Origin of the sequence: Streptomyces sp. NPDC058459 (genome assembly GCF_042721685.1) — a bacterium.
Taxonomy (GTDB): domain Bacteria; phylum Actinomycetota; class Actinomycetes; order Streptomycetales; family Streptomycetaceae; genus Streptomyces.
Window position 1 is genome coordinate 16692 of sequence record NZ_JBHXLV010000033.1, and the last position, 26275, is coordinate 42966.

General features: G+C 72.6%; 26 protein-coding genes and 5 pseudogenes. 14 read left to right on the forward strand and 17 right to left on the reverse strand.

The features are described from left to right. Window positions 1–40 precede the first annotated feature (40 nt). The 3 genes and pseudogenes from ACFWN1_RS09460 to ACFWN1_RS09470 all read right to left on the reverse strand — a co-directional run bounded on the left by ACFWN1_RS09460 (window position 41) and on the right by ACFWN1_RS09470 (window position 2219). The gene (locus ACFWN1_RS09460; protein WP_384359534.1) at window positions 41–589 is read right to left on the reverse strand and encodes a Mur ligase domain-containing protein; all 549 of its coding nucleotides are present in this window, start codon (window positions 587–589) and stop codon (window positions 41–43) included. A gap of 102 nt (window positions 590–691) precedes the next feature. After that, a pseudogene (locus tag ACFWN1_RS09465) lies at window positions 692–922 on the reverse strand (transposase); the annotation flags it as partial. A 331-nt stretch (window positions 923–1253) separates the two neighbouring features. Continuing rightward, window positions 1254–2219 (reverse strand): pirin family protein, encoded by a 966-nt coding sequence (locus ACFWN1_RS09470; protein WP_384359535.1) that lies wholly within the window; start codon window positions 2217–2219, stop codon window positions 1254–1256. 326 nt (window positions 2220–2545) lie between these two features. Between ACFWN1_RS09470 and ACFWN1_RS09475 the strand changes: the two genes are divergently transcribed. From ACFWN1_RS09475 to ACFWN1_RS09485, 3 genes are all read left to right on the forward strand, one after another. Next, window positions 2546–3226 carry an ABC transporter permease gene (locus ACFWN1_RS09475; RefSeq protein WP_384359536.1) on the forward strand — a complete coding sequence of 227 codons (681 nt, stop codon included), beginning with the start codon at window positions 2546–2548 and terminating at the stop codon, window positions 3224–3226. Beyond that, complete coding sequence (locus ACFWN1_RS09480; protein WP_384359537.1) at window positions 3223–3894, forward strand: ABC transporter permease; 672 nt, start codon at window positions 3223–3225, stop codon at window positions 3892–3894. The genes ACFWN1_RS09475 and ACFWN1_RS09480 overlap by 4 nt, the downstream gene beginning before the upstream one ends. 116 nt (window positions 3895–4010) lie before the next feature. Then, window positions 4011–4952, forward strand: a complete 942-nt coding sequence (locus ACFWN1_RS09485) for an ABC transporter substrate-binding protein (protein WP_384359559.1) — start codon at window positions 4011–4013, stop codon at window positions 4950–4952. Between the two features lies 1 nt (window position 4953). On the opposite strand, the gene ACFWN1_RS09490 is transcribed toward ACFWN1_RS09485, so the two are convergent. Then, window positions 4954–6108: a betaine/proline/choline family ABC transporter ATP-binding protein gene (locus tag ACFWN1_RS09490; RefSeq protein ID WP_384359538.1), complete on the reverse strand. Its 1155-nt coding sequence runs from the start codon at window positions 6106–6108 to the stop codon at window positions 4954–4956. Next, a pseudogene (locus ACFWN1_RS09495) lies at window positions 6105–6527 on the reverse strand (lactate utilization protein C); the annotation flags it as partial. The gene ACFWN1_RS09490 and the pseudogene ACFWN1_RS09495, both read right to left, overlap by 4 nt. 125 nt (window positions 6528–6652) lie before the next feature. Between ACFWN1_RS09495 and ACFWN1_RS09500 the strand changes: the two are divergent. Next, entirely contained in the window at window positions 6653–7471 is an 819-nt protein-coding gene (locus ACFWN1_RS09500; RefSeq protein WP_384359539.1) for a pentapeptide repeat-containing protein, read from the forward strand. On the opposite strand, the gene ACFWN1_RS09505 is transcribed toward ACFWN1_RS09500, so the two are convergent. Continuing rightward, window positions 7433–8947 carry a cytochrome P450 gene (locus ACFWN1_RS09505; RefSeq protein WP_384359540.1) on the reverse strand — a complete coding sequence of 505 codons (1515 nt, stop codon included), beginning with the start codon at window positions 8945–8947 and terminating at the stop codon, window positions 7433–7435. The two genes, ACFWN1_RS09500 and ACFWN1_RS09505, sit on opposite strands and share 39 nt — an antisense overlap. Before the next feature lie 133 nt (window positions 8948–9080). Between ACFWN1_RS09505 and ACFWN1_RS09510 the strand changes: the two genes are divergently transcribed. Together ACFWN1_RS09510 and ACFWN1_RS09515 are read left to right on the forward strand one after the other, a co-directional pair. After that, window positions 9081–9689 carry a TetR/AcrR family transcriptional regulator gene (locus ACFWN1_RS09510; RefSeq protein WP_384359541.1) on the forward strand — a complete coding sequence of 203 codons (609 nt, stop codon included), beginning with the start codon at window positions 9081–9083 and terminating at the stop codon, window positions 9687–9689. A 21-nt stretch (window positions 9690–9710) separates the two neighbouring features. After that, a pseudogene (locus ACFWN1_RS09515) lies at window positions 9711–9947 on the forward strand (DUF2470 domain-containing protein); the annotation flags it as partial. Here the strand turns inward: ACFWN1_RS09515 and ACFWN1_RS09520 are convergent. From ACFWN1_RS09520 to ACFWN1_RS09530, 3 genes are all read right to left on the reverse strand, one after another. After that, window positions 9915–11099, reverse strand: coding sequence for a lactonase family protein (locus tag ACFWN1_RS09520; protein ID WP_384359542.1), 1185 nt, complete (start codon window positions 11097–11099; stop codon window positions 9915–9917). The pseudogene ACFWN1_RS09515 and the gene ACFWN1_RS09520 sit on opposite strands and share 33 nt — an antisense overlap. 204 nt (window positions 11100–11303) lie before the next feature. Continuing rightward, complete coding sequence (locus ACFWN1_RS09525) at window positions 11304–12584, reverse strand: aromatic acid exporter family protein (protein WP_384359543.1); 1281 nt, start codon at window positions 12582–12584, stop codon at window positions 11304–11306. A gap of 74 nt (window positions 12585–12658) precedes the next feature. After that, window positions 12659–13153, reverse strand: coding sequence for an FBP domain-containing protein (locus tag ACFWN1_RS09530; RefSeq protein WP_384359544.1), 495 nt, complete (start codon window positions 13151–13153; stop codon window positions 12659–12661). 216 nt (window positions 13154–13369) lie between these two features. Between ACFWN1_RS09530 and ACFWN1_RS09535 the strand changes: the two genes are divergently transcribed. Beyond that, the gene (locus ACFWN1_RS09535) at window positions 13370–14659 is read left to right on the forward strand and encodes an ROK family protein (RefSeq protein ID WP_384359545.1); all 1290 of its coding nucleotides are present in this window, start codon (window positions 13370–13372) and stop codon (window positions 14657–14659) included. Window positions 14660–14827: 168 nt separating this feature from the next. Here the strand turns inward: ACFWN1_RS09535 and ACFWN1_RS09540 are convergent, their stop codons facing one another. Beyond that, window positions 14828–15856 carry a PHP domain-containing protein gene (locus ACFWN1_RS09540; protein WP_384359546.1) on the reverse strand — a complete coding sequence of 343 codons (1029 nt, stop codon included), beginning with the start codon at window positions 15854–15856 and terminating at the stop codon, window positions 14828–14830. Window positions 15857–15979: 123 nt separating this feature from the next. Between ACFWN1_RS09540 and ACFWN1_RS09545 the strand changes: the two genes are divergently transcribed. Next, window positions 15980–16246 (forward strand): hypothetical protein, encoded by a 267-nt coding sequence (locus tag ACFWN1_RS09545; RefSeq protein WP_384359547.1) that lies wholly within the window; start codon window positions 15980–15982, stop codon window positions 16244–16246. Here the strand turns inward: ACFWN1_RS09545 and ACFWN1_RS09550 are convergent, their stop codons facing one another. The 3 genes from ACFWN1_RS09550 to ACFWN1_RS09560 form a co-directional block, all read right to left on the reverse strand. After that, window positions 16247–17482 (reverse strand): RICIN domain-containing protein, encoded by a 1236-nt coding sequence (locus ACFWN1_RS09550; RefSeq protein WP_384359548.1) that lies wholly within the window; start codon window positions 17480–17482, stop codon window positions 16247–16249. It abuts the gene before it with no gap. 117 nt (window positions 17483–17599) lie between these two features. After that, window positions 17600–18184 carry a VanZ family protein gene (locus ACFWN1_RS09555; RefSeq protein ID WP_384359549.1) on the reverse strand — a complete coding sequence of 195 codons (585 nt, stop codon included), beginning with the start codon at window positions 18182–18184 and terminating at the stop codon, window positions 17600–17602. An 86-nt stretch (window positions 18185–18270) separates the two neighbouring features. Then, window positions 18271–18960: a DUF4230 domain-containing protein gene (locus ACFWN1_RS09560; RefSeq protein WP_384359550.1), complete on the reverse strand. Its 690-nt coding sequence runs from the start codon at window positions 18958–18960 to the stop codon at window positions 18271–18273. Between the two features lie 189 nt (window positions 18961–19149). On the opposite strand from ACFWN1_RS09560, the gene ACFWN1_RS09565 reads away from it, so the two are divergent. Continuing rightward, window positions 19150–20103, forward strand: a complete 954-nt coding sequence (locus ACFWN1_RS09565) for a ribose-phosphate diphosphokinase (protein WP_384359551.1) — start codon at window positions 19150–19152, stop codon at window positions 20101–20103. A 41-nt stretch (window positions 20104–20144) separates the two neighbouring features. On the opposite strand, the pseudogene ACFWN1_RS09570 reads toward ACFWN1_RS09565, so the two are convergent. Together ACFWN1_RS09570 and ACFWN1_RS09575 are read right to left on the reverse strand one after the other, a co-directional pair. Continuing rightward, window positions 20145–20399 (reverse strand): annotated as a pseudogene (locus ACFWN1_RS09570) (STAS domain-containing protein); the annotation flags it as partial. A gap of 25 nt (window positions 20400–20424) precedes the next feature. After that, window positions 20425–20742: a DUF4235 domain-containing protein gene (locus tag ACFWN1_RS09575; RefSeq protein ID WP_384359552.1), complete on the reverse strand. Its 318-nt coding sequence runs from the start codon at window positions 20740–20742 to the stop codon at window positions 20425–20427. A gap of 102 nt (window positions 20743–20844) precedes the next feature. Here ACFWN1_RS09575 and ACFWN1_RS09580 point away from each other — a divergent pair, with 102 nt between their 5' ends. Beyond that, window positions 20845–21873 carry a cation diffusion facilitator family transporter gene (locus ACFWN1_RS09580; protein ID WP_384359553.1) on the forward strand — a complete coding sequence of 343 codons (1029 nt, stop codon included), beginning with the start codon at window positions 20845–20847 and terminating at the stop codon, window positions 21871–21873. A gap of 75 nt (window positions 21874–21948) precedes the next feature. Here the strand turns inward: ACFWN1_RS09580 and ACFWN1_RS09585 are convergent, their stop codons facing one another. Continuing rightward, window positions 21949–22398 carry a nitroreductase family deazaflavin-dependent oxidoreductase gene (locus tag ACFWN1_RS09585; protein ID WP_384359554.1) on the reverse strand — a complete coding sequence of 150 codons (450 nt, stop codon included), beginning with the start codon at window positions 22396–22398 and terminating at the stop codon, window positions 21949–21951. A 380-nt stretch (window positions 22399–22778) separates the two neighbouring features. On the opposite strand from ACFWN1_RS09585, the gene ACFWN1_RS09590 reads away from it, so the two are divergent. Genes ACFWN1_RS09590 through ACFWN1_RS09600 form a run of 3 tightly spaced genes read left to right on the forward strand, consistent with a single transcriptional unit; the run spans window position 22779 to window position 24754 of the window. Next, entirely contained in the window at window positions 22779–24008 is a 1230-nt protein-coding gene (locus tag ACFWN1_RS09590) for a cytochrome P450 (protein WP_384359555.1), read from the forward strand. A gap of 13 nt (window positions 24009–24021) precedes the next feature. Then, complete coding sequence (locus ACFWN1_RS09595; RefSeq protein ID WP_384359556.1) at window positions 24022–24222, forward strand: ferredoxin; 201 nt, start codon at window positions 24022–24024, stop codon at window positions 24220–24222. A gap of 22 nt (window positions 24223–24244) precedes the next feature. Then, complete coding sequence (locus ACFWN1_RS09600) at window positions 24245–24754, forward strand: flavoprotein (protein ID WP_384359557.1); 510 nt, start codon at window positions 24245–24247, stop codon at window positions 24752–24754. 4 nt (window positions 24755–24758) lie between these two features. Here ACFWN1_RS09600 and ACFWN1_RS09605 read toward each other — a convergent pair whose 3' ends face one another. Further along, window positions 24759–25568: an endo alpha-1,4 polygalactosaminidase gene (locus tag ACFWN1_RS09605; RefSeq protein ID WP_384359558.1), complete on the reverse strand. Its 810-nt coding sequence runs from the start codon at window positions 25566–25568 to the stop codon at window positions 24759–24761. Between the two features lie 303 nt (window positions 25569–25871). On the opposite strand from ACFWN1_RS09605, the pseudogene ACFWN1_RS09610 reads away from it, so the two are divergent. Further along, a pseudogene (locus ACFWN1_RS09610) lies at window positions 25872–26275 on the forward strand (hydrolase); the annotation flags it as partial.

Sequence of the window (26275 nt, forward strand, 5' to 3'; positions counted from 1 at the left end):
CATGGAGGGCGCGCCGCGTCCCGCTCCTCCAAGGGAGTCCTCAGGCATGTCGATCGTCGAGTCGCCGACATTCACAACGCCATGATGGGCCTGCGGGCCTAACGCCAGCGCCGCCTCCACCTCGCCGATCGCGTACGACGGCTCGCGGCGGCACGCGCCAGCGCGAAGCCACCATGCCCGCCGTACTCGACTTGCCGTGGGTGCCCATCACGGCCACCGACCTGGTGTGCGCCTCCATCAGCGCGTTCAGGACGGCGGACCGGTGAACGACGGGCAGACCGAGTTCGCGTGCGGCGACGATCTCAGGGTTGTCCTCCGCGACGGCGTGCTTGAACACGACCGCCGACGCGTCCGCCGGGACGTGCCCGGCCCGGTGACCGGCATGCACCCGCACACCCAGGCGGGCCAGCTCTTCCAGCCCCTCCGGCGACCGGACGTCAGAGCCGGACACGGTGTAGCCCTGCTCGGCGCACACCCGCGCCACCGGCAGCGTTCCGATGCCGCCGGTGCCGACGAAGTGCAGCCGGCTCAGGTCGAGCGCCCGCGCGGACAGGTCCGGCCTGATCGTGGGGACTGCGGTTTCTGCCATGGAACAGCCTCCTTCAAGACAGCTCTCGCCGCCTCGTCTGACGGTCATCGCCCCCGAGTTGAAGGGGGCGCCACAACCGTCGCGCGACTGCCCGCACACCGTCTACGACCTGCGGGGTTGCGAATCGTCTGCCGCTGTTCGCGGTTTCTCTTTGCGCAGCCGCCGCGGTTCCTCGCACTCCGCGCTGGTCAGCTCGCCCGGGGCGCCCTCACCCTGGTCGGCCTTGGCCCGGCGGTACCAGCCGCGCAAAGACTCCGAGCTGATGCCGAGTTCCCGGGCGACCGCAGTGACCGTCTTCCCTGAGAAGTCGACGAGCGCGATCGCGTCTCGCTTGAACTCCTCGGTCTACCTCTTCGCGCACTTGCTTCCCACCCGGTGCTACTTCCTCTGGAACCTCAAGATCCCAGTCTCCAGGTGTCCACGATCAAGGGGAAGCTTCAATGAGCGAGTACCCCCTTCCGCAAGAACCTGACTGAATGTCAGGAAAGTCGGCATTGGGTCAGCATCAGTCCGAGCAAGGGTAATTAAGCCTGGCGAGACTTGCGCTTCGGGGATGGGTGGAACGAGTGGCCGGATAGATGTTTGCTTATGCACTGTGAACGGGCCGGGTGGGCGGCGTGTCCCCTCACCCGGCTGCGCGTACCCCCGCTCGGGAAGTGTCAGTTCAGCGCACTCGACCCCGTGGTTTCAGTGGCACGGACGGCAGTTCAGGCGCGAGCAGTCGATCCCCCTCATACTCCTTCACCTCCCCAAATCGCGAACCCCTCATCCACTCCTCCCGAGCCCCCTCGATCTCCTCCTGCGTCCGCCCCACGAAGTTCCACCACATGATCAGCTCCTCCGCGAACGGTTCGCCGCCCAGGAGCATGAGCGAGGCGGCGGAGTCGGCGTGGAGGGGGAGGTCGGTGCGGCCGCAGCCCAGGTAGAGCATGGAGCCGGGGGTGACGGGGACGCCGTCCACGTGGACCTCGCCGGACATCGACAGGACGCCGTACTCGAAGTCGGGGTCCAGGGGGAGCCGGGTCCGGGTGCCCTCGGTGAGGGTGAGGTCGGCGCCGACGATCGGGGTGTACGCGGTGCCGGGAGACCTCGTGCCGTCCAGCGAGCCCAGGATCACCGTCGCTGTCAGGCCCGGTGCGGTGACCGTCGGCAGGTCCGCGTGGTACTCGAAGTGCGGGTCGGTGTGGCGGTGCTCGTCGGGCAGTGCCACCCACAGCTGGGCCCCGTGCAGATAGCGTGCGTGGGGCCGCGGGCTCTCCTCGGAGTGGCTGATCGCCCGGCCCGCCGTCATCAGGCCCAGCTCGCGCGGGCGGATCGTCCGCAGGCTGCCGGTCGAGTCCCGGTGCAGCACCTCGCCCTCGTGCAGCCAGCTCACCGTCTGGAGGCCCATGTGCGGATGCGGGGGCACCTGCATACCGGGCTCGTCCGCGATGTCGTCCGGGCCGTAGTGGTCGACGAACGCCCACGCGCCGATCATGCGGCGGCCCAGGTTCGGCAGCAGGCGGCGGACCTCGGTGGACTCCCCGAGCTTCACGGTACGGGGGCTCAGCAGTTCGCGGACCGGTTCGGCGACGACGAAGCCACGGCCGCCGCACGCGCTCGGCTCCGGCGCGAGGTCAAGGTTGCTCATGCGGCCAACCTAGCGCCCTGTGGACCGGTCGGCGGGGTTGCGTCCCTCACCCCGCCGGCTCACGCGCCCCTTCGACGGCCGAGTCCCTCACCCCGCCACCACGTCCGCCGTGCCCCGGAGCACCTGGCCGGTCATGACCAGGGCGTCCGCCGGGGTGAGGCCCGCCCCCTGCGCTAAGTCCGTGGACGACCGGGCCGGCTACGCCACCAGGGCCGGGCCGCTGCCCTCCCTTCGGATACCGGCAGCGGTACCGAAAGGGGCAGGACGGCCCCCGTACGGGTCACCACAACGCGCCGACCCGCTGCCCCGGCCGGTGCAATGGACGGGTGACCGCCGCCCCCGACGACTGCCTCGCGCGCAACGAGTGGATCTGCGGCGACTACCTGAGCACCCGCCGACAGATCCTCCTCGACGCGGTCGGGCAGCACCTGGAGCTGACCGCGCTGTCCGTGTTCATCGGGCTGGTCATCGCCGTGCCGCTCGCCGTGCTCGCCCGCCGCTGGGGCTGGGCCGCCGGGCCGGTGCTCGCCGTCACCACCGTCCTCTACACCATCCCGTCCCTGGCGATGTTCTCCCTGCTGCTCCCCGTGTACGGGCTGTCCGCCACCCTCGTCGTCGCCGGGCTGGTGCTGTACTCGCTCACCCTGCTGGTGCGGAACATCCTCGCCGGGCTGCGCGCCGTGCCCGAGGAGACCCGGCAGGCCGCGCGCGGGCTCGGCTTCGGGCCCGTACGGCTGCTGCTCACCGTCGAGCTGCCGCTCGCCCTGCCCGCCGCGATGGCCGGGCTGCGCATCGCCACCGTCTCGGCGGTCTCCCTGGTCACCATCGGCGCGATCGTCGGCTTCGGCGGGCTCGGCAACCTGATCTACGCGGGCATGAACACCTACTTCAAGGCGCAGGTCCTCACCGCGTCCGTGCTGTGCGTACTCATCGCCGTCGCCGCCGACCTGCTCCTGCTGGGCGTGCAGCGGCTGCTCACCCCCTGGGCGAGGAAGGGCCGTACATGAACGTGCTCGGCTCCACCTGGGACTGGCTCGCCGACCCCGCCCACTGGTCCGGCGACGACGGCGTCCGGCACCGGCTGCTGCAACACCTGCTGCTCACCGTCGTCTGCCTCATCGTCAGCTGTCTCGTCGCGCTGCCCGTCGCACTGGTCCTCGGCCATCTCGGAAAGGGCGGCGCGCTCGCCGTCAACATCTCCAACGTCGGCCGGGCCGTGCCCACCTTCGCCGTGCTGGTGCTGCTCCTGCTGACCCCGGTCGGCAAGTGGGGGGAGGGGCCTACCGTCGTCGCGCTGGTGCTGTTCGCCGTGCCGCCACTGCTCACCAACGCCTACGTCGGGATGCGCGAGGTCGACCGGGGCGTGGTGCGTGCCGCGCGGGGCATGGGCATGACCGGATGGCAGACGCTGGTCCGGGTCGAGGTGCTGCTCGCGCTTCCGCTGATCCTCAACGGGGTGCGGATCGCCGCCGTCCAGCTCGTCGCCACCGCCACCATCGCCGCGCTCGCGGGCGGCGGCGGCCTCGGCCGGATCATCACCGCGGGCTTCAACCTGGCCAGCACCCCGCAGGTCGTCGCGGGCGCCATCCTCGTCGCGGTGTTCGCGCTGCTCGTGGAGGGCGTCTTCGAGGTCGTGGAGCGGCTCGGCCCCGCCTGGGCACGGGGCGGACGGTGAAGCCGCGCGCGGGCGAGCGGCGCCCGGTCGTGCCCTGGCTGGGTGAGGGGCGCCTGGCTGCGCCCCGGCCGGGCGAGCCGCGCACGATCAAGCCCAGACCGGTGGCACGGCCGCCGCTGCGAGTCCGCGCCGCCCTCGCCGCCGCCACCCTCGCCACCCTCACCGCCTGCGCCTCCGGTCCCTCGCTGGAGAACCAGGGCGCCGTCACCGCGTCACCGGGTGACAGCCATCACCTCGTCATCGGCTCGGCCGGCTTCACCGAGAGCGACCTGCTCGCCCAGCTGTACGCCCAGCTCCTCGACCAGGCCGGTTACCGGACCTCGCTGATCACCGTCGCCAACCGGGAGCTGTACGAACCCGCCCTGGAGTCCGGGCAGATCGACGTCGCCCCCGAGTACGCCGCCACCTTCGCCGACTGGCTGAACGCCAAGGAGAACGGCCCCGACGCACCCCCGGCCGGTTCGCCGGACCTCGCCGAGACCATGAAGAACCTGCGTGCCCTGGCCGCCCCGCGCGGACTCACCGTGCTCCCGCCGGGCCGGGCCGTCGACCAGAACGCCTTCGCGGTCAGCGCCTCCTACGCCCGCCGCCACCACCTCAAGACCCTCAGCGACCTCGGCGCCTCCGGACTCGAGGTGCGCCTCGCGGCGGGCGACGAGTGCGTGCAGCGGCCGTACTGCGCGCCAGGCCTGAAGAAGGTGTACGGCATCGACATCACCGCGGTCGATCCCAAGGGCGTCGGCACCACCCCGGCCAAGCAGGCAGTGCAGTCCGGGCGGGACCAGCTGGTGCTGACCACCACCACGGACGCCACCCTCTCCGCCTTCGGCCTGGTCCTGCTCGCCGACGACAAGCACCTCCAGAACGCCGACTACATCGTCCCTGTCGTCAACCGCGCCCGCGCCGGCGGCGAGCGCGTAGCCAAGGCGCTCGGCAAGCTCAACGACGTACTCACCACCCAGGACCTCGCCGACATGAACCGCCAGGTCGACAGCTGGCGCCGGCTGCCCTCCGACGTGGCCCGCACCTACCTGAAGGACAAGGGGCTGACCGGGTAGCTCAGGCGTCCGACACCGAGTCGAAGGGCACCTGACCCCGCGCCACCCCCAGCACGTCCGCGTCCACCGACCGCCGCAGCGCCTCGTGCAGCTTGGCCGGGGTCAGCACGCCCAGCAGCCGGGAGCCGTCCAGCACCGCGACCCACCCGGCGTCGTACTGGAGCATCACCCCGAACGCCTGCTTCAGCGGGGCGCCCACCGGCACCCAGGCCGTCATCCGGTGGGCCAGCTCGCCGACCGTGCCGCCCGCCGCCAGCTCCTCCAGGCCCACCCAGCCGTGCAGGTCGCCGTCCGCGTCCAGCACGACCGCCCAGCGCGCGCCCTCCTCGCGCAGCCGCCGTGCCGCGCTCCCGGCGGGCTCGTCCGGGCGGGCCACCGGCGGCTGCTCCAGATCGTCCGGCTCGATCGCGGTCACCGACAGCCGCTTCAGGCCCCGGTCGGCGCCGACGAACCCGGCGACGTACGGGGTCGCGGGGGCGCCCAGCACCGCGCCGGGGGTGTCGTACTGCTCGATGCGGCCCTCGCCGTACACCGCGATACGGTCGCCGAGGCGGACCGCCTCCTCGATGTCGTGCGTGACCAGCAGCACCGTCTTGCGCACCGCCTGCTGCATGCGCAGGAACTCGTCCTGCAACTGCTCGCGCACCACCGGGTCGACCGCGCCGAACGGCTCGTCCATCAGCAGCACCGGCGGGTCCGCCGCGAGCGCCCGCGCCACCCCGACCCGCTGCCGCTGGCCGCCGGAGAGCTGCTCCGGGTAGCGCGCGCCGAACGTCCCAGGGTCCAGGCCGACCAGGTCCAGCAGTTCGGCGGCGCGCGCCCGCGCCCTGGCCCGCTTCCAGCCGAGCAGGGACGGCACGGTCGCGGTGTTGTCGAGCACCGTGCGGTGCGGGAAGAGGCCGACCTGCTGGATGACGTACCCGATCCGGCGGCGCAGCCGGACCGGGTCGACCCGCGCGATGTCCTCGCCGTCCACGACGATGCGGCCCGCGGTGGGCTCGATCAGCCGGTTCACCATCATCATGGTGGTCGTCTTGCCGCAGCCGGACGGGCCGACCAGGGTGACCAGTTCGCCCTCGGACACCTCGAAGGAGAGGTCGTCCACGGCCGTCGTACCGTCCGGGTAGCGCTTGCTGACCTGCTCGAACCGGATCATTCCCCCACGCTAGCCGGGGTCCCGTCCGGCCGCCCGGCCCCGCCGACCGAAGGGATGACCCCGGCGAGCACGACCCCCAGCGTGCGCGGCGCGTGCACGCCCCCCACCCGGTCCAGCTCGATGCCGCTGGTCGCCGACGGGCCCGAGATCCAGGTCAACGGGCGGGTGGCGGAAAGGCGTTCGAGGGCCTGCGGTACGGAGGCCACGACCTGGTCGGGGACCCGGACCACGCGGATGTGACGGTCGGGCACGAGGGTGATCCGGCGGCGGCCCTGGCCCGGCCCGCCGTCGAGCACGAACGTGCCGGTCTCGGCGACGGCCACCGCGCAGCCGGTCACCACGCTGTCCACGGCGTCCAGCTCGTACGGGGTGCTGTCCGCGAGATCGGGGACCGGCACCGGATCGGCGGCCGCGAGCCATGCCGACCGGTAGCCGGGTACAGCGTGTCGTTGACACAGGTCAGGAACAGGCGACCCGCATCGCGGCTCCTCGGGCTCGAAGATCGGACAGGGGCAGCGTGGCCGGTGCACGTACCCTGGCCACGATGTCTGATCACATACCCCTCCTGCGTGCCGACTGCGCCGACTGCTTCGGTCTCTGCTGCGTCGCCCTGCCCTTCGCCCGCTCGGCCGACTTCGCGCACGACAAGCCCGCCGGGAAGCCCTGCGCCAACCTGCGCGAGGACCACGCCTGCGGCATCCACACCGAGCTGCGCCCCAGGGGCTACGCGGGCTGCACCGTCTACGACTGCTTCGGCGCCGGTCAGCGCGTCTCCCAGGTCACCTTCGGCGGCCGGGACTGGCGCACCGGTGGCAAGAAGCACGCCCGGCTGATGTTCGAGGTGTTCCCGGTCGTCCGGCGCCTGCACGAGCTGCTCTGGTATCTCACCGAGGCGCTCGCTCTCGACGCCGCCCGTCCCCTCCACCCGGAGCTGCGCCGCGCGCTGGAGCACACCGAGCGGCTCGCCGCGCGGCAGCCCGAGGAGCTGGCCGCGCTGGACCAGGCCGAACACTGGCACGAAGTGACCGAACTCCTGCTGCGCGCATCGGAGTCGGCTCGCAGAGGCCGCAAGAAGGGCCGGGACCGGCGGGGTGCGGATCTGGCGGGCGCGAAGCTCAAGGGGGCCGACCTGCGCGGGGTCAGCCTGCGCGGCGCCTGCCTGATCGCGGCCGACCTGACCGGGGCCGACCTGCGGCAGGCCGACCTGATCGGCGCGGATCTCCGGGGCGCCGAGCTGACCGACGCCGACCTCACCGGCGCGCTCTTCCTCACCCAGCCGCAGGTCAACGCCGCCCGAGGAGGACCCGGTACGCGGCTGCCGGGGTCACTCGTCCCTCCCGTGCACTGGGCAGCGGCCCGCTGAACCGGCCCCCGGCTCGGGGGTGCCGGCCGGTGCGGCGGCGGGGGCCTTCCGGCGCTCCAGACCGAGGCGCAGACCCTCCGGCATCAGCGTCAGGCGCTCGGTGACCTTCAGCCGGTAGCCGGGGTCGGGGATCAGCTCGTAGCGGCGCAGCAGCAGGCCGAGCACCAGGACGGCCTCGTGCAGGGCGAACTGCCGCCCCACGCAGGCCCGCGCCCCGGTCCCGAACGGCTTGAAGGTGTGCGGCGGGCGGGCCCGTACCGCCTTGGCGTCGAAGCGGTCCGGGTCGAACCGCTCGGCGTCCCCGCCCCACACCTCGGGGTCGCGGTGCAGCATCGGGGTCAGTACCAGCGCCCAGCCGCCCCGGCGCATCGGGTGCTCCCCGGCCAGCACGGTGTCCTGCGTGGCCTCGCGGGCGAAGGCGGGCGCGGTCGGCCACAGCCGAAGCGACTCGTCCAGCACCCGGCGCAGATAGCGCAGCCGGGCCACCTGGTCGTAGCCCGGCTCCGGGGTGTCGCCCCAGACGCGGTCGACCTCGGCGCGGGCGCGGGCGGCGATCTCCGGGTGCTGGGCCAGGTGGTGCAGGGCGAAGGAGAGGGCGCCCGAGGTGGTCTCGTGGCCCGCCACCAGGAACGTGATCACCTGCTTGCGGACGTTCTCCGCCGACAGCCGCTCCCCGGTCTCGGGGTGCGCCGTGTCCAGCATGCGGTCCAGCAGGTCGCCGGCCCCGCCCCCGGAGCGGCGGCGCTCGGCCACCAGCGCGTCGACCGTGTCGTCCAGGCAGGCGATGTCGGCGGCGTTGCGCCGGGCGGCGCCCCGCCCGAGCAGCGGGGGCATCGGCACGCCGTTGAGCCGCTGCGCGTACGCGAGGGTGCCGACCATGGCGGTGACGAAGGGGTGCGGCCGGTCGCGTTCGAAGGAGCCGAAGTCGTGCCCGAAGCCGGTGCGGGCGATGGTCTCCAGCGTCAGCCGGGTCATGTCACCGGGCACGTCCACCGTGCGTCCGGCGCCCAGCTCGCGGTCCCAGTGGGCGGTCAGCCGGCCGGCGACCGCCAGCATCATCGGGTGGTACCCGGCCATCGCCTCCCGGCTGAAGCCGGGCGCCAGCACATCGTGCGCCAACTGCCAGTTGGGCTCGTGGTTGTACGCGGTGAACAGCCCGTCCCCGGCGACCGGGCGCAGGTTGGCCACCCCGAGCCCGACGTGCTTGGCGAACCGGGTCTCGTCCGCCATGTCGGCGGCCAGTCTCGCGCCCCACAGGAACACGAACTCCCGGTTCAGCACCCGGCGCCGGAAGATCGGGCCCAGCTCGCGCGCGAGGCGCATCGAGTCCTGGAGCGGGGTGCGCCGGTCGACGCCCAGTACGTCCCCGAGCAGCGGCAGCCGGCGCGGCGGGCGCGGGATGCGCTCCAGCTCCGGCCAGCCCCGCTCGGCACCCCGGAACCCCTTGGGCAGCCCCGCCCCCGTCGTCTCGGCCATGACGCGATCTCCCTTGATCCGGTGCCCTGCCGACCGTTCCGCCACGCACGTGTTGAACGCGAGTTCAATAGTGTCGGCAGTCTGGTCCGCCTGCTGAACCCACGTCAAGCAACGGGTCCCGTAGGGTGATGGCATGCCCGCGAACCAGGGGGAACGCGCCCGGCGCAGCAGACTGAGCACCGAGGAGCGCCGCGGGCAACTGCTGGCGGTCGGGGCCCGGTTGTTTTCCGAGAGCCCGTACGACGAGGTCTGGATCGAGCGGGTCGCCGAGATCGCCGGGGTCTCCCGGGGGCTGCTGTACCACTACTTCCCGACGAAGCGGGACTTCTTCGCCGCCGTGGTGGGGCGGGAGAGCGAGCGGATGCTGCGGATGACCGCGGCCGTCCCCGGCGTACCGGTCCGCGAGCAGCTAGGCGCCGGTCTCGACGCCTACCTCGGGTACGTCGAGACGCACGCCCACGGCTTCCGTGCCTTCCACCGCGCCGACGCGGCCGGTGACCAGGCCGTGCGCCGGGTCTACCGGCGGGCGCTGGCCGCGCAGGAGCGGCAGATCCTCGCCGCGCTGGCGGCCGACCCGGAGTTCGGGCCCGCCTTCGAGAGCGCCCCGCAGGCCCGGCTGGCCGTGCGCGGCTGGCTCGCCTTCACCACCGCCGTCTGCCTGGAGTGGCTGCGCGAGGGCGAGCCCGGCCGGGACCAGGTGCGGGAGCTGTGCGCGCGGGCGCTGCTCGGCGCCATCGCCTGACGTCTCGTTCCACGGAACCCGGTCCGGCCGCAGAGACTGCACGCCGTGACCCGGGTGGCGCCGCTCGCGGTGGACCGGTACGGGTTCGCCCTGCGCATCGAGCGCACCCGGGCGCACGGCGACGTACGGCCGGCGTTCCACACGCCCGCCGACGATGTCTCGCGGCTCACCGAGCGCATGCACGCGCTGCTCGCCCAGGCCGGTGCCGCCGCCTGCCCGCGCGCCCTACAGCGGCACCGCGCAGACGGCGACGGGTGACGCGTACGGCTCACCCGCGCTGCTGAGCGCTCCGGTGCCGGTGTCGACGTGGAACACGCTCACCGTGCCGGAGCGCTGGTTCGCCGTGAACAGCAGGCGGCCGTCCGGGGAGAGCGCGAGCTGGCGGGGGAAGTTCCCGCCCACCGGTACCGTGCCCAGCAGCCGCAGCCGGGCGCCGTCCCCCTCGACGGCGTAGCGGGCGACGCTGTCGTGCCCCCGGTTGGCGAGGAACGCGAAGCGGCCGTCCGGCGTCACCGCGAACTCCGCCGGGTAGTTGGTGCCGGTCCCGGCCGAGCCCGAGGGCTGCGGCTCGCCCACGGTCAGCCGGCCGCTGGCCGGGTCGTACGCGCAGACGGCCACCGTGTCGTCGACCTCGTTGGCGAGGTACGCGTACCGCCCGTTCGGATGGAACGTCAGCTGGCGGGGGCCCGCGCCCGGCCGGGTGTGCGCCTGGGACACCTCGGTCAGTGTGCCGTGCTCGGTGTCCAGCCGGTAGGTGTAGACGGTGTCGGTGCCCAGGTCGACGGCAAGGACATGGCCGCCGTCCGGGCTGGTGATGAACTGGTGTGCGTGCGGCCCCTGCTGGCCCGGTCCGGGCGCCGGGCTCGAGTGCGTCACCAGCGCGGTGCGCTCGCCGGGAGCGCCCGAGGCGTCGACCGGGTGCACGGCGACACTGCCCGAGCCGTAGTTCGCGCTCAGCAGCCAGCGGCCGCCCGGGTGCACCGACAGATGACAGGGCCCCGAACCCCCCGTGCTCCGGCTGCCCAGCACCGTCCGGTCGGAGAGCCGTACGGCGCTGACCGCGCCGTCCGCGCGCTCGTCGACCGCGTACAGCGTGTGCCCGTCCGGATGTACGGCGAGGTACGACGGGTCGGGGAGGCCGGCCAGCGACTCCGCGCCGGTGATCGCGCCCGACACCGGGTCGTACGCCGCCACGGACACGCCCTTGCCGCCGCCTTCGACGGAGGTGTACGTGCCCACGTAGAGCGGCCGGGGCCCCGGATCGGCCCGGTGACGGCGGGGCGCCGGTACGGGGTCCGGGGGCTGCCCGGCAGGTGCCGGCACCGTCACTACGGCGGCCGTGCCCGCCACGGCGCCGACGAAGCGCCGCCTGCTCCAGCCGTCCCGGTCCGCCTGCGCCGCGTTGTCCATGTCGCCCCTTGAACGCTCACCGTCACCGTGGTCCCGGCCACCCTGTCGCGGACCGGCCGCCTAACGCAAGGCCGGGCCGGCGAGCGGTCACCAGTCCCCGTCCGCCACCGGGCCGCCCGGCGCGTCCCCGAGCGGGACCACCTGCCCCGGCGCCGGCTGCTGCCCGGGGTCGTGTTCCGGCACCGGTGCCGCCCGGTGTTCCCCTCACCCAGAACGCCGGCCGGCCCCCGTGCGGTTGCGCCACAGGTCCTCCTGGATGCCCAGCCGCTGGCGGAGCCGGTTGACCCGGGGCATCTTCGCGCGATGCTGGCGGGACACCCGGTCCAGCTCCTCCAGCAGGCGCCGGCTGCGGTGCTCGGTGTCCAGCTCGTCGATGATCCGGCTGACCTCGGTCAGGACCGCGCCGAGCAGCTGCCAGTCCTCCCAGTCCTCCCCGACATGCTCCTTGAGCTGTTCCGCGAGCCGGTCGCGGGTGGCGGCGGCCGTGTGCAGCTCGGCGGTCAGCCGGGACTCGGCCGACTCGGCGTTCGCGCTCAGGTCAGTGGTCACCAGCACCGCGAAGCTCACCACCGCGTCCGCGACCTCGGACAGCACCTGTTCGACGGTCTGCCCGATGGGCGGCGGGAACAGCTCCTTGGTGCCGCGTGACTTCGCCAGGTCGGTGAAGGAGCGGGCCAGCACCCGCAGGACGACCGTGCAGATCTCCAGCGTGTCCAGACCGGTGCGCAGCACCACCCGGTGCAGCAGGCCCTCCTTGACACGCGGGTTGAGCCGCAGACTCTCCTCGGCCTGCCGCAGGGCGGCGTCCACCTGGATGACGTCGTGGTCCAGCCGGCGCGCCTCGTGCAGCCGCTCGGCCGCCCGCTGCCAGGGGATGGCGCCCGCCGCCTCCTCACCCATACGGAGCATCAGCTGACGCACCCGGCGGGCCAGCCACTCGATGGACCGCCCGGCCGCGTCCACCCATACCGGGGGCGGGAGCAGCAGATTGCAGGCCATACCGATGATCGCGCCGATCAGGGTCTCCACGATCCGCGCCCACGCGGTGTAGCCGACCGTGGTGACGCCGAGCACCAGCATCGCGCTGATCGCCACCTCGTTCACGTACTCGTCCACGCGCACCAGATGACCGACGCTCAGCGCGGCCACCAGCAGCAGGGCCAGGCTCCACCAGGTCAGGCCGACCAGGAGGCTGAAGACGATGGCGACCAGGACGCCCGTCACCACCGAGTTCACCCGGCGGATGCCGTTGGTGAGCGTGGCGAAGAAGGTGACCTGGACGACCAGCAGGGCCGTGAGGGGCGCGGTCAGCGGGGCCGGTTCGGGGCTCAGCCGCAGCGCGATCACATAGGCGACCGTGGCCGCGGCGGCCGACCGCAGTGTCTGGACGACCACCGGTTCCCGGCGCCGCGCGACCAGGCGCCGCAGCGCGCCGGCCCACCTGCGTCGCTGCGGCCCGTCCATCCACTTCCGTACGTCTGGCATCCTCTGGCGTCTTCCCTTTCCGTCACCGCGCCGAACGGGGCCGTTCGAGCAGCGCGTACGCGAAAGGGCTCCCGTCAGGCGTAGAGCTGATCGACGAAGGCCGTCAGGTTGCCGCCCGCGCGGGCGATCTGCTCCTCCGTCGTGAGGCTCTCCTCGAACCTGCTCCCCGACTCCGGCACCTTCTTCCCCCGCAGATACAGGGAACACCCCAGGTCGGCGCACATGTACACACCGACGGAGTTGCCGTCGCGGCCCGCCGGGCCCACCTTGCGGGCGGTCATGAGGGAGACCCCGCCGCCGCGATGGGTGGTCAGGCACACCGAGCACATGCTGCGGTGCTGGAACCCGCGCCGGACCGTCGGGGAACGCAGCGCGACGCCCACCAGCCCGGCGTCGCGTTCGAGCACCAGACAGCCCCGGTCGGGCGCGCCCGGATCGCGCCAGCCCAGGAAGTCGAGGTCGTCCCAGGGGCGTTCGGCCAGGTCGCGGGGGACGGCCAGCCGCTTGGCCTCACCCTTGGAGCAGTTGACGAAGGAGGCGCGGATGTCCTGCTCGGTGAGGGGTCGCATCGGGAATGTCCTTCTGTTGTAGCCATAAGCCTAGGGGGTCTAGGTTTACGAGGGTACAGAGCGCCTGCGCGCGAGCCAAGGCCTTTTCCGAGGCCGGCTGAGCCGTACCGGCGCCTCCTGGAAATCTCACAGCATGAATTAAGGGGGCGCGTGAAGTCGTGTCCGGCCTGTTCCGAGAGGTATGTTGCAGGCCGGGCACGGTTCGGAAGGGGCCACATGGCGGAGCGGAACGGGCGCACGGTACGCGATCTCAGGCGGGGCAACCGCACGGCCGTGCTGCAGAGGCTGTACTTCGACGGCCCCCTCAGCCGCTTCGAACTGGGACCGGCCACCGGACTCAGCTCCGGCTCGGTGAGCAATGTCGTCGCCGACCTCATCGCGGACGGGCTCGTGGAGGAGGCCGGCAGCGTCGACTCCGACGGAGGCCGCCCCCGCACCCTGCTCCGGGTCGCCCCGCACAGCGGCCAGATGATCGGCGTCGATGTCGGCGAGACCCGCGTCCGCGTCGAGCTGTTCGACCTCGCCCTCACCGAACTCGCTCGCTCCGACCGCCCGTTGACCCGTCCCGGCTACGACGTCGACGACATCACCGGCCATGTGCGCGACGGTGTCGCCGAGGTGCTGGCCGCCGCGGGCGCGCGCCCCGAGCGGCTGCTCGGCGTCGGGGTGGGCGTGCCCGGCATCGTGGAGCACACCGCCGGCCGGGGTGCCGTGGTGCACGGCCAGACCATCGGCTGGGACGCCGTCCCGCTGGAGCGGCTGCTCCGCTCGACCTCCGGGCTCCCCGACACCGTGCCGTACTTCATCGACAACGGCGCCAGGACGCTCGGCCAGGCCGAGATGTGGTTCGGCGCGGGGCGCGGTGCCCGCAACGCCCTGGTCGTGCTCTTCGGCTCCGGCGTCGGCGCCTGCCTGGTCACCCCCGAGGTGGAGCACGGCCGCGCGGTGGAGTGGGGACATCTGACGGTACGGGTGCGCGGGCGCCGGTGCCGCTGCGGGGCGCCGGGCTGCCTGGAGGCGTACGCGGGCGCGGAGTCGCTGCTCGCCCGCTGGCGCGAGGAGGGCGGACGCCCGCCCGAGGGCACCGACGAGGAGACCGCGCTCACCGCGATGCTCGCCGCCGCCTACCCGGCCGGGGACACGGAACCCGACCCGGTCGCGCTGGCGGTGCTGGAGGAGACGGCCGAGTACCTGGGCGCGGGCCTCTCCGACCTGATCAACCTCTTCCAGCCCGAGCGCATCCTCATCGGCGGCTGGGCCGGACTCCAGCTCGGCACCCGCTTCCTGCCCGCCGTACGCCGGCACGCGGCCACCTACGCGCTGCGGTACCCGGCGGAGCAGGTCACCATCGAGCTGGGGCGGCTCGGGCCCGACGCGGTCACCGTCGGCGCGGCCATCCTGCCGCTGGCCGACTTCTTCGGCCGCGGCGGCCGGCGCGCGGAACCGGCCCCCGAGGACCGTCCGCCCGCCTGGCGCGCCGCCCTGGAGGAGCGCACCCCGCGCTGACCCGGGTTCCGGACACGAGGATGCCCCGATCGCGACGGGGGAATCACGACCGGGGCGGTCACGCAGTGGACGGGGTCCGGGTCAGGTCGGGCCCGTGTCCACGTCCGTATCAACGGACGACCACCGGCGGGCGTTCCCGGCGGGTACGGTGATCCGGGTCACGCGAGGTCAGGGCGCCGGGACCCGGCCCTCACGGGTCCAGTCCAGCAGTTCGTCAGCCGTCCAGGTGTTCACCACTCGCCCGGCGGGCACCCCGCACTCCTCGGCGCGGGCGCAGCCGAGGATCTGCCAGTCCAGCTGGCCCGGCGCGTGCGCGTCGGTGTCGACGGAGAACAGCGTCCCCGCGGCCACCGCCGCACGCAGCAGCCGCCTCGGCGGGTCCAGCCGCTCCGGACGGCTGTTGATCTCGACGGCGGTGCCGGCCCCGGCGCACGCGGCGAACACCTCGTCCGCGTCGAAGGCCGACTCGGGCCGCCCGCGGCCGGTGATCAGCCGGCCGGTGCAGTGGCCCAGGATGTCGGCGTGCGGATCGGACACGGCGGCCACCATCCGGCGGGTCATCGCGGCGGCGTCCATCCTGAGCTTGGAGTGCACCGACACCACCACGACGTCCAGCCGGTCCAGCAGCTCCGGCTCCTGGTCCAGCGTGCCGTCGTCCAGGATGTCGCACTCGATGCCGGTGAGCAGCCGGAAGGGCGCCCAGCGCTCGTTCAGCGTCTCGACGAGGTCGAGCTGCTCACGCAGCCGCTCGGGGGAGAGGCCGCGGGCCACGGTGAGGCGGGGGGAGTGGTCGGTGAGCGCGGTCCACTCGTGGCCCAGCGCGGCCGCCGCCCGGCCCATCTCCTCGATCGGGCTGCCGCCGTCCGACCAGTCCGAATGGGTGTGGCAGTCCCCGCGCAGCAGGGCCCGCAGCTCCGTGCCGCCCTCCGTCGTCAGCGGGCCCCCCGCGTCCTCCTCCAGTGAGGCGAGATACGCGGGCGTCTCTCCGGCCACCGCCTCCGCGACCACCTTCGCGGTCTTCGGGCCGATCCCCTTCAGCGTCTGGAGTGTCCCGGCCGAGACGCGGCGGGCGATCTCGTCGTCGGGGAGCTTCCCGAGCACCCGCGCCGCCGTGCGGAACGCCCGTACGCGATAGGTGGGCGCGAGGGAGCGTTCCAGCAGGAAGGCGATCCGGTCCAGCGCCGCGACGGGTTCCATGGCCACCTCCCGGCTCCGCACGGACCTCCAGGGTTGCCCACCGGCGCGGACTCCGCACGGCGGCGTCCCGGACGGCCCGTGCGGACGAGCCGTCCCCGTACCGTGCGCTCTAGGCTCGGATACATGACCGAACAATCAGCTCCGTACATGTCCAGTCCGCGCATCCGGGTGCTCGGGGTCTGTCCGGGCAGGCCGGGTTCGCCGCCCTTCCGGGTCATGGAGATCGACGGCGAGGTCATCGGCGAGGTCACGTCCATCACCGGGGTACTGGAGGCCGCCGCCGCCCGCGGCATCGTCATCCACGATCTGGACGACCCCGACGTGGTCCGCTGGGTCGGCGGCGACAAGTTCACCTGGCGGGTGCGCGGTGCCAGGCGAGGCCAGGGATAGCTAGCCCACCGTCCACTTCTGGGCCGCGGTGCCGTTGCAGGTCCAGAGCTGGAGCCGGGTGCCGTTGGCCGGGTTGGCGCCCGTCACGTCCAGGCACTTGTCGGCCTGCGGGTTGACGATGTCGTTGGCCGAGGAGACCACCCACTTCTGGTTGGGGCTGCCCGCGCAGTCCCACAGTTGCAGGGGCGTGCCGTCCGCCGTGCCGTTGTCCTTGAGGTCGAGGCACTTGCCGAGCGCGCGGATCGTGCCGTCCGAGCCGACCGTCCACTGCTGGGCGGCCGAGCCGTTGCAGTCGTAGAGCTGTACGGGGGTTCCGCTGGCGGAGTTCGCCGCGGCCACGTCCGCGCACTTGCCGGCCAGGCCCCGAATGGCCTTGCCGCCCGCCGGGCCGCCGCTCGTGGTCACCGACACCGAGTCCACGACCAGCTGCGCCGGGAACTGGGTCGAGCCGTCCGGGTCGCCGGGCCAGTAGCCGCCGACCGCGAGGTTCAGGATCAGGAAGAACGGCTTGTTGAACACCCAGGTCCGGCCGCCCAGGTCGGCCGGGGTGCGCCGCTGGTAGACGTTGCCGTCCACGGTCCAGGTGATGGAGTCCGGCGCCCAGTCGACCGCGTAGGTGTGGAAGGCGTCCGCGAACGCCTGCCCATTCGGCAGCGAGTAACCGGCGCCTATGCCGCCCGAGCCCGAGTAGCCGGGGCCGTGGATGGTGCCGTGCACGGTGGAGGGCTCGAAGCCGACGTTCTCCATCACGTCGATCTCGCCCGAGTCCGGCCAGTTCACCGGGGTGCCCAGCATCCAGAACGCCGGCCACATGCCTTGTCCGCGCGGGATCTTCATCCGGGCCTCGACATGCCCGTACTGCGCGTCGAACTTGCCCGAGGTGTTGAGCCGGGCCGAGGTGTACTGACAACTGCCGTACCAGCACTGGTAGTTCGCCGGGTTCTCACGCTTCGCGGTGATGACCAGGTGGCCCTGGCCGTCCAGTGCGGCGTTCCTGGTGCCGGAAGTGTAGTACTGCCGCTCGTGGTTGTTGACGTTGTCTCCGGTCTCCAGCGTCCACTTGGAGCCGTCCACGGCGGAGCCCGCCGGGCCGTCGAAGGAGTCCGAGAACGTCGCCGCCGCGACGGCCGGGGCGGCGGCCGTATCGGCCCTGGCGGGACCGACGGCCGCCGCGCCGACCAGCGCGGCGGAAAGAGCGGCGAGGAGACATCTGCGGAGCAGGCGTGGGGATGCCATGACTCTCCGTTTCACATGGGGGGAGTGACGCCTCCTGTTGTAGAGATCGGGACCGGGACCGTCAATACCTTGGTACAGACCAGTGATCGGGCCCTCGGACAAACCGGCCGAGGCCGCTCACTCCGTCACGGGCTTGGGCCGACGCGCGTGCACCGCCCGCCCCAGCCGGCGCCCCAGCAGCAGCCAACCCAACAGCGCACCCGTGGTGTTGAGGATGACGTCGTCGATGTCGAAGGCCCGGCCGGTGATCAGCGCACCCTGGGTCAGCTCCACCATCAGCATCACCAGCGCGGTGAGGAGCAGGACTTGGAGCACGCCCCGCGCCCGGGGGGCCAGCACCGGCACCAGCACGCCGAACGGCACGCCCAGCAGGATGTTCCCCCCGACCTGCTTCAGGGTCTCTCGCACCGTCCCGTAGTCGAAGTACGCCTTCAGCGAGTTGCCCGGATGCATGTTGCTGTGCGTCAGCGCCTCCGACGCGGGCGACGGTTCCAGCGTGACCCGGGCCAGCGCGATGGCGAACGCCACCATGAACACGAACGCCAGCACCATGATCGGCAGCCGGATCGGCAGCGGCAGCGGCCTGCGCTCCGCCACCACGGGCGCCGGCCGGGGAGCCTGCTCGGGCTCGGTCTTCTCCAGGTGCTCCCGCCGCCAAGGAGTGCGCAGTACGGTCGGCAGGCGTAGGGCGGTACGGGCCATGCGGTGGTCCTCCAGTCGTGAACATCCCCGTGCGAAGCAGCGAGTGCCCCGTGGACGGCCGGTGATGCCGCCCACGGGGCAAGGCGTCAGGAGTCGTACGACACGCGCACGTCCTTGAAGCCGAGGGAGCGCAGCAGACCCTGGAGCATGCCGGTGGTGTTGGACTCGGCGCGCTTGGTCAGCTCGCTGTCCCGGGCGGCCTCCCCGATGTGCTTGACGGCCAGTTTCTGCACCGCCTGCTCGCCGTTGGGGTTGTCCGAGAACAGATCGCCGAGCCGGTCGAGCAGACCGCGCTGCTTGGACACGGCGTAGGAGCGGTCCGGGTCCAGCGCGGGCTTGCCGAGCTGCGCGTGCGGCAGCTTCAGCACGGCGGAGGTGCGGTCGTCGTTCACCGTCACGTCCTTGTCGCCGACCTTGCCGAGGTCCACATAGGCGTCCACGGTGCCCGCGCCGACGTACAGCGTGCGGGTGCCGCGCAGCGCGTCGGGCAGGTACTTGGCGTTCTTCTCCAGATCCACGACGACCTGGAAGTTGCCCGAGGCGGCCTGGTAGCGGCTCATGTCCTGGATGGACTGCAGCAGCGCCGGGCCCGAGCGGTCCCGGGACTCGGTGCCGAACAGGTCCTTGATGCCGGGCAGCACGGCCAGCCGTATCCCGGCGAACAGCAGCACGAGCACCAGGGCGATGCCCGCCAGTACCTTGACCCAGAACGGCGTCCGCCGCCGGGGCCGCTGCTGGACCGGTGTCGTGCCGCCGGCCGTAGTCGTCTTCTCCACGGTTCTCCCTTCCCCCTCCTCGGATGCCCACCAAGTAAGCGAACAGGCAAGCGAGGTGACCACCCCGTCCTGCTGATGTACGTACCCCCGCCGTACCCGTACGAGACCCGCCACGCCAGGCGTCCGGGCCGGGCCGGGCGGCCGGTAGCATGGCCGCCCAGCCCGTACCGATCATGCGAGGAGCGGATCGTGCGAGACATCGCCGTCTTCAGCGGCAGCGCCCATCCCCGGCTGGCCGAGGAGGTGTGCGCGCACCTGGGCGTCCCCCTCAGTCCGGCCCGGGTCAGCAGGTTCGCCAACGACTGCCTGGAGGTACAGCTGCGGGCCAACTGCCGGGAACGGGACGTGTTCCTGCTCCAGCCGCTGGTCAGGCCGGTGCAGGAGCACCTGGTGGAGCTGCTGATGATGTGCGACGCGGCCCGCGGTGCCTCGGCGGCCCGGATCACCGTCGTCATGCCGCACTACTCCTACGCCCGTTCCGACAAGAAGGACACGCCCCGCATCTCGCTCGGCGGCCGTCTGGTCGCGGACCTGCTGGTGGCGGCGGGCGCGAGCCGGGTGCTCACCATGACGCTGCACGCCCCCCAGGTGCACGGCTTCTTCTCGGTTCCGGTCGACCATCTGCACGCGCTGCGCGAACTGGCCGTGCACTTCCGGCAGTACGACCTGTCCCGCACCACGGTGGTCTCCCCGGACCTCGGCAACGCCAAGGAGGCCGCCGCCTTCGCCCGGCTGCTCGGCGCCCGGGTCGCCGCCGGTGCCAAACAGCGGTTCCCGGACGACCGGGTCAGCATCAGCTCGGTGATCGGCGACATCACCGGCCGGGATGTGATCGTGCTGGACGACGAGATCGCCAAGGGCAGCACGGTGCTCGAACTGCTGGACCGGCTGCGCGAGTTGGGTCCGCGCTCGATCCGGGTCGCCTGCACCCACGGGCTGTTCGCGGCGGGCGCCCTGAAGCGGCTGGGCGAGCAGCCGGACGTGCTGGAGATCGTCTGCACCAACACCGTCCCGGTCCCGGAGGACGAGCGCACCGACAAGCTCCGGGTGCTGTCCATCGCCCCGGCCCTGGCGGAGGCGGTCCGGCGCATCCATGACGGGGAATCGGTGAGCGCCCTGTTCGAGCAGCCGGCGGAAGGATAGAGGCCGTCCCGCAGTGCCGACTCCGGGACCGGGTGCGGGGGCAGGATCTGGTGCAGGTCCGTGGCCGCGAGGACGCGCGGGGTCGGCGGATGGACGCAGACCAGCCGGAGGCGTCCGCCGCCTGCCGGTACCCGGCACCGGGCCCGGTGCACCAGGCGCAGCCCCGGGCAGTCGAAGAACCCCACCGGACGCGGGTCCATGACGACACGGGCGGGCCGGCGGCCGGTGAGCCGGTCCAGCAGGGGTGAGGCCTCCACCGCCGAAGCGATGGCGATCTCACCCCGTGACTCCAGCACGCTGTACCCGTCGCCGGCCGGGTGGTCAGCGCCTGGCCGGGGCCGTGCCCGGGTAGGGCCAGCTGCCCGTGGAGCGCGCGACCGCCTTGGCCCGCGTACGGTCCACCACGCTGCGCGCCACCGCGAAGATCGCGCCCTGCACCGCCGCCGCCAGCAGGATCTCGCCCCAGCCGCGGTCCGGGTCCAGCGGGTCGGGCGCCTCCTCCTCGTGCCGGATCACCGCCCACGCCTTCCGGAACGCCAGCCCGGCCAGCGCACCGCCGGCCCAGCTGATCGCGAAGCCGACCGGTCGGTGGAGGAGGGGTGCCTTGATCCTGCTGACGTTCCTGCTCTTGTTCGCCATGTGCCACTCCTTCCTCACCGGGCCCGAGTCCTCTCCCGGGAGCCCCCGACCTCCCCCGTCCGGGCCCGTGTGATCCTCTCCGCCGGGGGCAGTCGGCGACAGGTGAGCGCTACTTCGGAAAAGCAGCCGGAAACGACGACCGGCGACAGTGACGGCCAGGAGGCCGCCAAGAGCGACGGAAACACCCGCGTCACCGTGCTCGTGGCCCTCGGCGCGAACCTGGTGATCGCGGTGGCCAAGGCCGTCGGCGGGATCTTCGCGGGCTCGCCCGCCCTGCTGTCGGAGGCCGCGCACTCGGTCGCCGACAGCTTGAACGAGGTATTCCTGCTGGCCGCGCTGCGCCGCAGCCGCCGTCCCCCGGACGCCCGTCATCCCTTCGGCTACGGCAAGGAACGGTTCTTCTGGTCCCTGCTGGCCGCGGTCGGGATCTTCGTCATGGGCGGCTGCTTCTCCTTCTTCCAGGGCTTCGAGGCGATCAAGAGCGGTGGCGACGAGAAGTTCAGCGGCTATGTCGCGGGCCTCGTCGTGCTCGGCGTCGCCCTCGTCGCCGAGGGCCTGTCCCTGGTCCGGGCGGTACGCCAGGCGCACCGGCAGGGTGTCGGCGTCGGCGACGTACAGGACCCCGCGCTGCGCACCGTGCTGGCCGAGGACGGCACGGCGGTGCTCGGCGTGACCTTCGCCGCCATCGGCATGGTGCTGCACATGCTCACCGGGCAGGCCCTCTGGGAGGGCTGCGCGTCCATCCTGATCGGCGCCCTGCTGGTCTACGTCGCCTACCGGCTCGGCCGCGACGCCCGCGACCAGCTCATCGGCGAGGCCGCCGACCCGGAACAGACCGCCCGGATACGGGAACTGCTGCGGGCCCAGCCGGAGATCGACAGCGTGGAGGCGCTGTTCACGATGAAGACCGGCATCGACTCCGCCCTGGTGGCGGCCCGGGTCGACCTGGTGCCGGGCATGGACAGCGAGGAGGTCGAGGAGGTCGCCGTACGCATCAAGCGGTCCGTCGCCGAGATGTTCCCCGACACCGGGCAGATCTTCCTCGACGTGACCGACCGCGACGCGAGCGACCGCCCGCCCGGCGAGGCACACGAAAGCCCCGCCGCGACGGGGGAGCGCGGCGGGGCCTGACCCTCACGTGCCCGCCGGGGGACGGTTCACACCCGCCGTGCGCGGGATGTGCGCGAACCGTCCCCCGGCGGCCGCTCAGCCCGCGGCCGCTTGCTCCAGGACGAAGACCGGGATCTCCCGGTCGGTCTTCTCCTGGTACTCGGCGTACGGCGGGAAGGCGGCGACGGCCCGCTCCCACCACTGCGCCTTCTCGTCGCCCGTGACCTCGCGGGCCCGCATCTCCCGCTTGACCGGCCCGTCCTGGAGCTCGACCTCGGGATCGGCCTGGACGTTGAAGTACCAGACCGGGTGCTTGGGCGCGCCGCCCAGGGACGCGACCGCGGCGTACGTCCCGTCGTGCTCCACCCGCATCAGCGGCGTCTTGCGGATCTTGCCACTGCGGTTGCCGCGCGTGGTTAGGATGATCACCGGCATCCCGGTGTCCCGCAGCGTCGTCCCCTCCGTCCCGCCGGACCTCTCGTACTCCTCGACCTGATCGCGCACCCACTGCTCCGGGCTCGGCTCGTACTCGCCCTCAAGAGGCATCGCTTCGTCCCCTTCATCGTGTTCGTCGTGTTCGTCGTGTCGTCGTGCTCGGCCGGCCTCACGCCCGCGGTCCATCGCGGGCACCGGGGGCCGCCGGGATCATCCGTACCGCGTACCCGCTCGGCCATGCGCGTGAACGGCCGGATCTCGCGGCCGGTCCGGGGCCGGGGTGGGCGAAAAGGGGCGTACGCGACGACACTGGGAGGACCGATGTGCGTCGGACGAGCGGATTCCGGTGCCCGGACACCTCCGGCGGACGCGCTTGTCCGGCCAGATCCGGCGGTTCACCGATCTGGCCGAACTTGGCGTCGCCCTATAGGTGCCCTGGGCATCTAATGGTGATCGGTTCGAGGCACCTCTTCGTCTGCGAGGTCTATCCCATGACGGAACTGACGGACACCACCGTCCCGGCGAAGGCGACCGACCCCGTCGCCTTCCCGCAGGACCGCACCTGTCCCTACCACCCGCCCACCGGGTACGGCCCGCTGCGCGAGGGGCGGCCCGTGTCCCGCGTCACCCTGTACGACGGCCGGCAGGTCTGGGCCGTCTCCGGGCACTCCGCGGCCCGCGCGCTGCTCGCCGACCCACGCCTGTCCAGCGACCGGCGCCGCCCCGAGTTCCCCATGCCCACCGCCCGGTTCGCCGGGGTCCGGGACCGCCGGGTCGCCCTGCTCGGCCTGGACGACCCCGAGCACCAGATCCAGCGGCGGATGATGATCCCCTCGTTCACCGTGAAACGCGCCGCCGCGCTGCGGCCCGCCATCCAGGGGATCGTCGACGACCTCCTGGACACGATGATCGAGCACGGGCCCGGGGCCGAGCTGGTGTCAGCCTTCGCGCTGCCCGTGCCGTCGATGGTCATCTGCGACCTGCTCGGGGTGCCGTACGCCGACCACGAGTTCTTCGAGGAGCAGTCCCGCAGGCTGCTGCGCGGGCCGACTGCCGAGGACAGCCAGAACGCCCGCAAGGAGCTGGAGACCTACCTCGGCGCCCTCATCGACACCAAGGTCGCCCACCCCGAGCCCGGCGAGGGGGTACTGGACGACCTGGTCCACAAGCAGCTCGGCGAGGGCGCGCTGGACCGGGCCGAGGTCGTCTCGCTGGCGGTCATCCTGCTGGTCGCCGGCCACGAGACCACCGCCAACATGATCTCGCTGGGCACCTACACCCTGCTCCAGCACCCCGAACGGCTGGCCGAGCTGCGCGCCGACCCCGCGCTGCTGCCCACCGCCGTGGAGGAGCTGATGCGGATGCTCTCCATCGCCGACGGCCTGCTCCGGGTGGCCGTCGAGGACATCGAGGTCGAGGGGGTGACCATCCGCGCCGGGGACGGCGTGATGTTCTCCACCTCGGTGATCAACCGCGACGACTCCGTGTACGCGGACCCCGACGCGCTCGACTGGACCCGCTCCGCCCGCCACCACGTCGCCTTCGGCTTCGGCATCCACCAGTGCCTGGGGCAGAACCTGGCGCGCGCGGAGCTGGAGATCGCCCTCGGCACCCTGCTCGCCCGGCTGCCCGGCCTGCGCCTCGCGGTACCGGCCGAGGAGATCCCGTTCAAGCCCGGCGACACGATCCAGGGGATGCTGGAACTCCCCGTGACCTGGTAAGAGGCTTCTCGCCATGCACACCGACATCGAGATCGACCAGGACCTCTGCATCGGGGCGGGCCAGTGCACACTGGCCGCGCCGAGCGTCTTCACCCAGGACGACGACGGCTACAGCACGCTGCTGCCGGGCGCCGAGGACGGAGCGGGCAGCCCGATGGTCCGCGAGGCGGCACGCGCCTGCCCGGTCGGCGCGATCACCGTCACCGAGAGCTGAACCGCCCTTGTAGGGTTTCCCGGTGACCGATCCCGCCGGGAAACCCTTCCTCTATGTCGTCGTCTGCGCGGCCGGTGTCGCCTCCGGCGTCGGCACGCTGATCGCCGGCGCCCAGGAGCGGGGCTGGGAGGTGGGCGTGATCGCCACCCCGGCGGCCATGAACGGCTTCTTCGACGCGGCCGGCACCGAGTCCCGCACCGGCCGCCCGGTCCGCTCCGCCTGGCGTTCACCGGCCGACCCGCGTCCCTTCCCGCCGCCGGACGCGGTCGTGGTGGCCCCGGCGACCTTCAACACCGTCAACAAGTGGGCTTCGGGCATCGCGGACACCCTGGCCGTCGGCACCCTCTGCGAGGCGCTCGGGCTGGGGGTGCCGATCGCGGTGCTGCCCAGCGTGGGCGATGCGCTGGCCGCCCACCCCGCCTACCAGGAGAGCCTGACCCGGCTGCGCGGGCTCGGCGTCCGCTTCGGCGACGGCCGGGTGCCGGACGGGTTCGCCTGGACACGCGGGCTGGAGCTGCTGGAACGCCCCTGAGGCGTCAGCCCGTCCGGCGCACGTACCCGGCCTCGCCCGGGGTGGAGACGCCGAGGTCGCGGCGGACGATGCTCAGCCGTGAGCCCCATCCGGCCACCGCCTTGCCGAGGCCCGTGTCGGTGTACTCGATGTCCAGCACCCGGTCGTCGTAGGCGCGGGCGTAGGTCCCGCACTCGTCGTACTGGCCGCACTCCTCGGCCACCGCGAAGTCCAGCCCCGCGCGCTCGCGCTCGCCGGCCAGCTCCGGGGTGTTCTTCTGGCCGACCGCCAGCCGGCGGGCGTGGGCGTGGCCGGTGAGCAGGCGCATGTAGGCGGTCGCGTCGGCGGGGGTGAGCAGGTCGCGGGAGCGGGTGTAGCTGTCGTAGTTGTCGGGCTCGACGGCGTCGTAGCCCCGGTCCGCGCAGCCGTCGATCCAGCGGTCCACCCGCCGCGCCACCCGTTCCCGCTTGCCCGGGGTGCCGATGTCGAGCAGGGGCTCGTCCCAGTCCTCGTCGACGACGACCCGGCCCGCGCGGTCGCGCAGCAGCAGGTCGGCCGGCCAGTCGGCGCGCTCCTGCGGCTGGACCTGGAAGGCGTTGACGTAGCAGACGTTGTACAGCCCCGGCGCGGGGGAGTCGGCGCGGTCGCGGGTGACGACGCGGACCCCGGCGGGCGGGGGATAGGCGCCCCCGATCTGGTAGTCGAACCCGGCGTGCCGGGGCGGCAGCCGGGGAGCCCTCGGTGCCGGGTCCCCGGTGTGGCAGCCGGCCAGGAGCAGGGTGAGGGCGAGGAGGACGGCTCGGCACCCGCCGCGCGGGCTCGTCTCGGTCAGCATCCGCACGATCCAACCCGGCGGCCCGGACCGCGTCAACTCGACGACGGACCGTGCCCGTAATTGTCCGTCCGGATTCTTTTTGGTGCGTCTAGGATTTCGCGTCGGCTGAATGCGGGTCAAGTTCTCGTGCGGACCTGCCTTCCCACGGGAGCTCTCTTGTTCCGTGCTGTCGCCCTGTGCGAAAGTGTGCCTTCTGGTGGCGTGAGCGATTTCCCTCCGCGGAGCAGGAGTTGGTGTCGCCTCGTCCGTCGTCCTGTCAATTGGTACGGACCTTATTCCGTGTGGATTCTGGAGGAATAGCGCGTGAAGGGCGAAGGGCCGTCGAATTCCGAGGATTCCGCGGGGCCGTTCGGTATCTCCGACGGCGAACTGAGTGCGGAACTCCAGAAGTGGACGGTATCGGCGTCCGCCCTCCATCCCGTCGGTGAACTCCTCGACCGGCACTGGGCCGCCGCCTTCGCCTACGCCCGGCTGTGCGCCGACGGGTCGCGCGCGGCGGGCATGCTGACCACGGCCGCGTTCACCCGGCTTTTCGGCGAGTCGCTGCGCCAGGCCGGGCCCTCCGCCGCCTGGCGCCCCCAACTCCTGGTCGCGATAAGGCGGATCGCCGCCGAATGGGACACCGACGGCCGGCAGGAACTCCTGCACCCCGCGCTGCGGCCCGAGCCGGGAAGCGGGGAGCGCGCCGCCGCCCGGCTGCTCCCGGC

Excerpts from the sequence above, each read along its gene's own strand:
- ACFWN1_RS09460 (WP_384359534.1), bottom strand. The coding sequence starts at position 589 with ATGGCAGAAACCGCAGTCCCCACGATCAGGCCGGACCTGTCCGCGCGG.
- ACFWN1_RS09470 (WP_384359535.1), bottom strand. The coding sequence starts at position 2,219 with ATGAGCAACCTTGACCTCGCGCCGGAGCCGAGCGCGTGCGGCGGCCGT.
- ACFWN1_RS09480 (WP_384359537.1), top strand. The coding sequence starts at position 3,223 with ATGAACGTGCTCGGCTCCACCTGGGACTGGCTCGCCGACCCCGCCCAC.
- ACFWN1_RS09490 (WP_384359538.1), bottom strand. The coding sequence starts at position 6,108 with ATGATCCGGTTCGAGCAGGTCAGCAAGCGCTACCCGGACGGTACGACG.
- ACFWN1_RS09500 (WP_384359539.1), top strand. The coding sequence starts at position 6,653 with ATGTCTGATCACATACCCCTCCTGCGTGCCGACTGCGCCGACTGCTTC.
- ACFWN1_RS09505 (WP_384359540.1), bottom strand. The coding sequence starts at position 8,947 with ATGGCCGAGACGACGGGGGCGGGGCTGCCCAAGGGGTTCCGGGGTGCC.
- ACFWN1_RS09510 (WP_384359541.1), top strand. The coding sequence starts at position 9,081 with ATGCCCGCGAACCAGGGGGAACGCGCCCGGCGCAGCAGACTGAGCACC.
- ACFWN1_RS09520 (WP_384359542.1), bottom strand. The coding sequence starts at position 11,099 with ATGGACAACGCGGCGCAGGCGGACCGGGACGGCTGGAGCAGGCGGCGC.
- ACFWN1_RS09525 (WP_384359543.1), bottom strand. The coding sequence starts at position 12,584 with ATGCCAGACGTACGGAAGTGGATGGACGGGCCGCAGCGACGCAGGTGG.
- ACFWN1_RS09530 (WP_384359544.1), bottom strand. The coding sequence starts at position 13,153 with ATGCGACCCCTCACCGAGCAGGACATCCGCGCCTCCTTCGTCAACTGC.
- ACFWN1_RS09535 (WP_384359545.1), top strand. The coding sequence starts at position 13,370 with ATGGCGGAGCGGAACGGGCGCACGGTACGCGATCTCAGGCGGGGCAAC.
- ACFWN1_RS09540 (WP_384359546.1), bottom strand. The coding sequence starts at position 15,856 with ATGGAACCCGTCGCGGCGCTGGACCGGATCGCCTTCCTGCTGGAACGC.
- ACFWN1_RS09545 (WP_384359547.1), top strand. The coding sequence starts at position 15,980 with ATGACCGAACAATCAGCTCCGTACATGTCCAGTCCGCGCATCCGGGTG.
- ACFWN1_RS09550 (WP_384359548.1), bottom strand. The coding sequence starts at position 17,482 with ATGGCATCCCCACGCCTGCTCCGCAGATGTCTCCTCGCCGCTCTTTCC.
- ACFWN1_RS09555 (WP_384359549.1), bottom strand. The coding sequence starts at position 18,184 with ATGGCCCGTACCGCCCTACGCCTGCCGACCGTACTGCGCACTCCTTGG.
- ACFWN1_RS09575 (WP_384359552.1), bottom strand. The coding sequence starts at position 20,742 with ATGGCGAACAAGAGCAGGAACGTCAGCAGGATCAAGGCACCCCTCCTC.
- ACFWN1_RS09585 (WP_384359554.1), bottom strand. The coding sequence starts at position 22,398 with ATGCCTCTTGAGGGCGAGTACGAGCCGAGCCCGGAGCAGTGGGTGCGC.
- ACFWN1_RS09590 (WP_384359555.1), top strand. The coding sequence starts at position 22,779 with ATGACGGAACTGACGGACACCACCGTCCCGGCGAAGGCGACCGACCCC.
- ACFWN1_RS09595 (WP_384359556.1), top strand. The coding sequence starts at position 24,022 with ATGCACACCGACATCGAGATCGACCAGGACCTCTGCATCGGGGCGGGC.
- ACFWN1_RS09605 (WP_384359558.1), bottom strand. The coding sequence starts at position 25,568 with ATGCTGACCGAGACGAGCCCGCGCGGCGGGTGCCGAGCCGTCCTCCTC.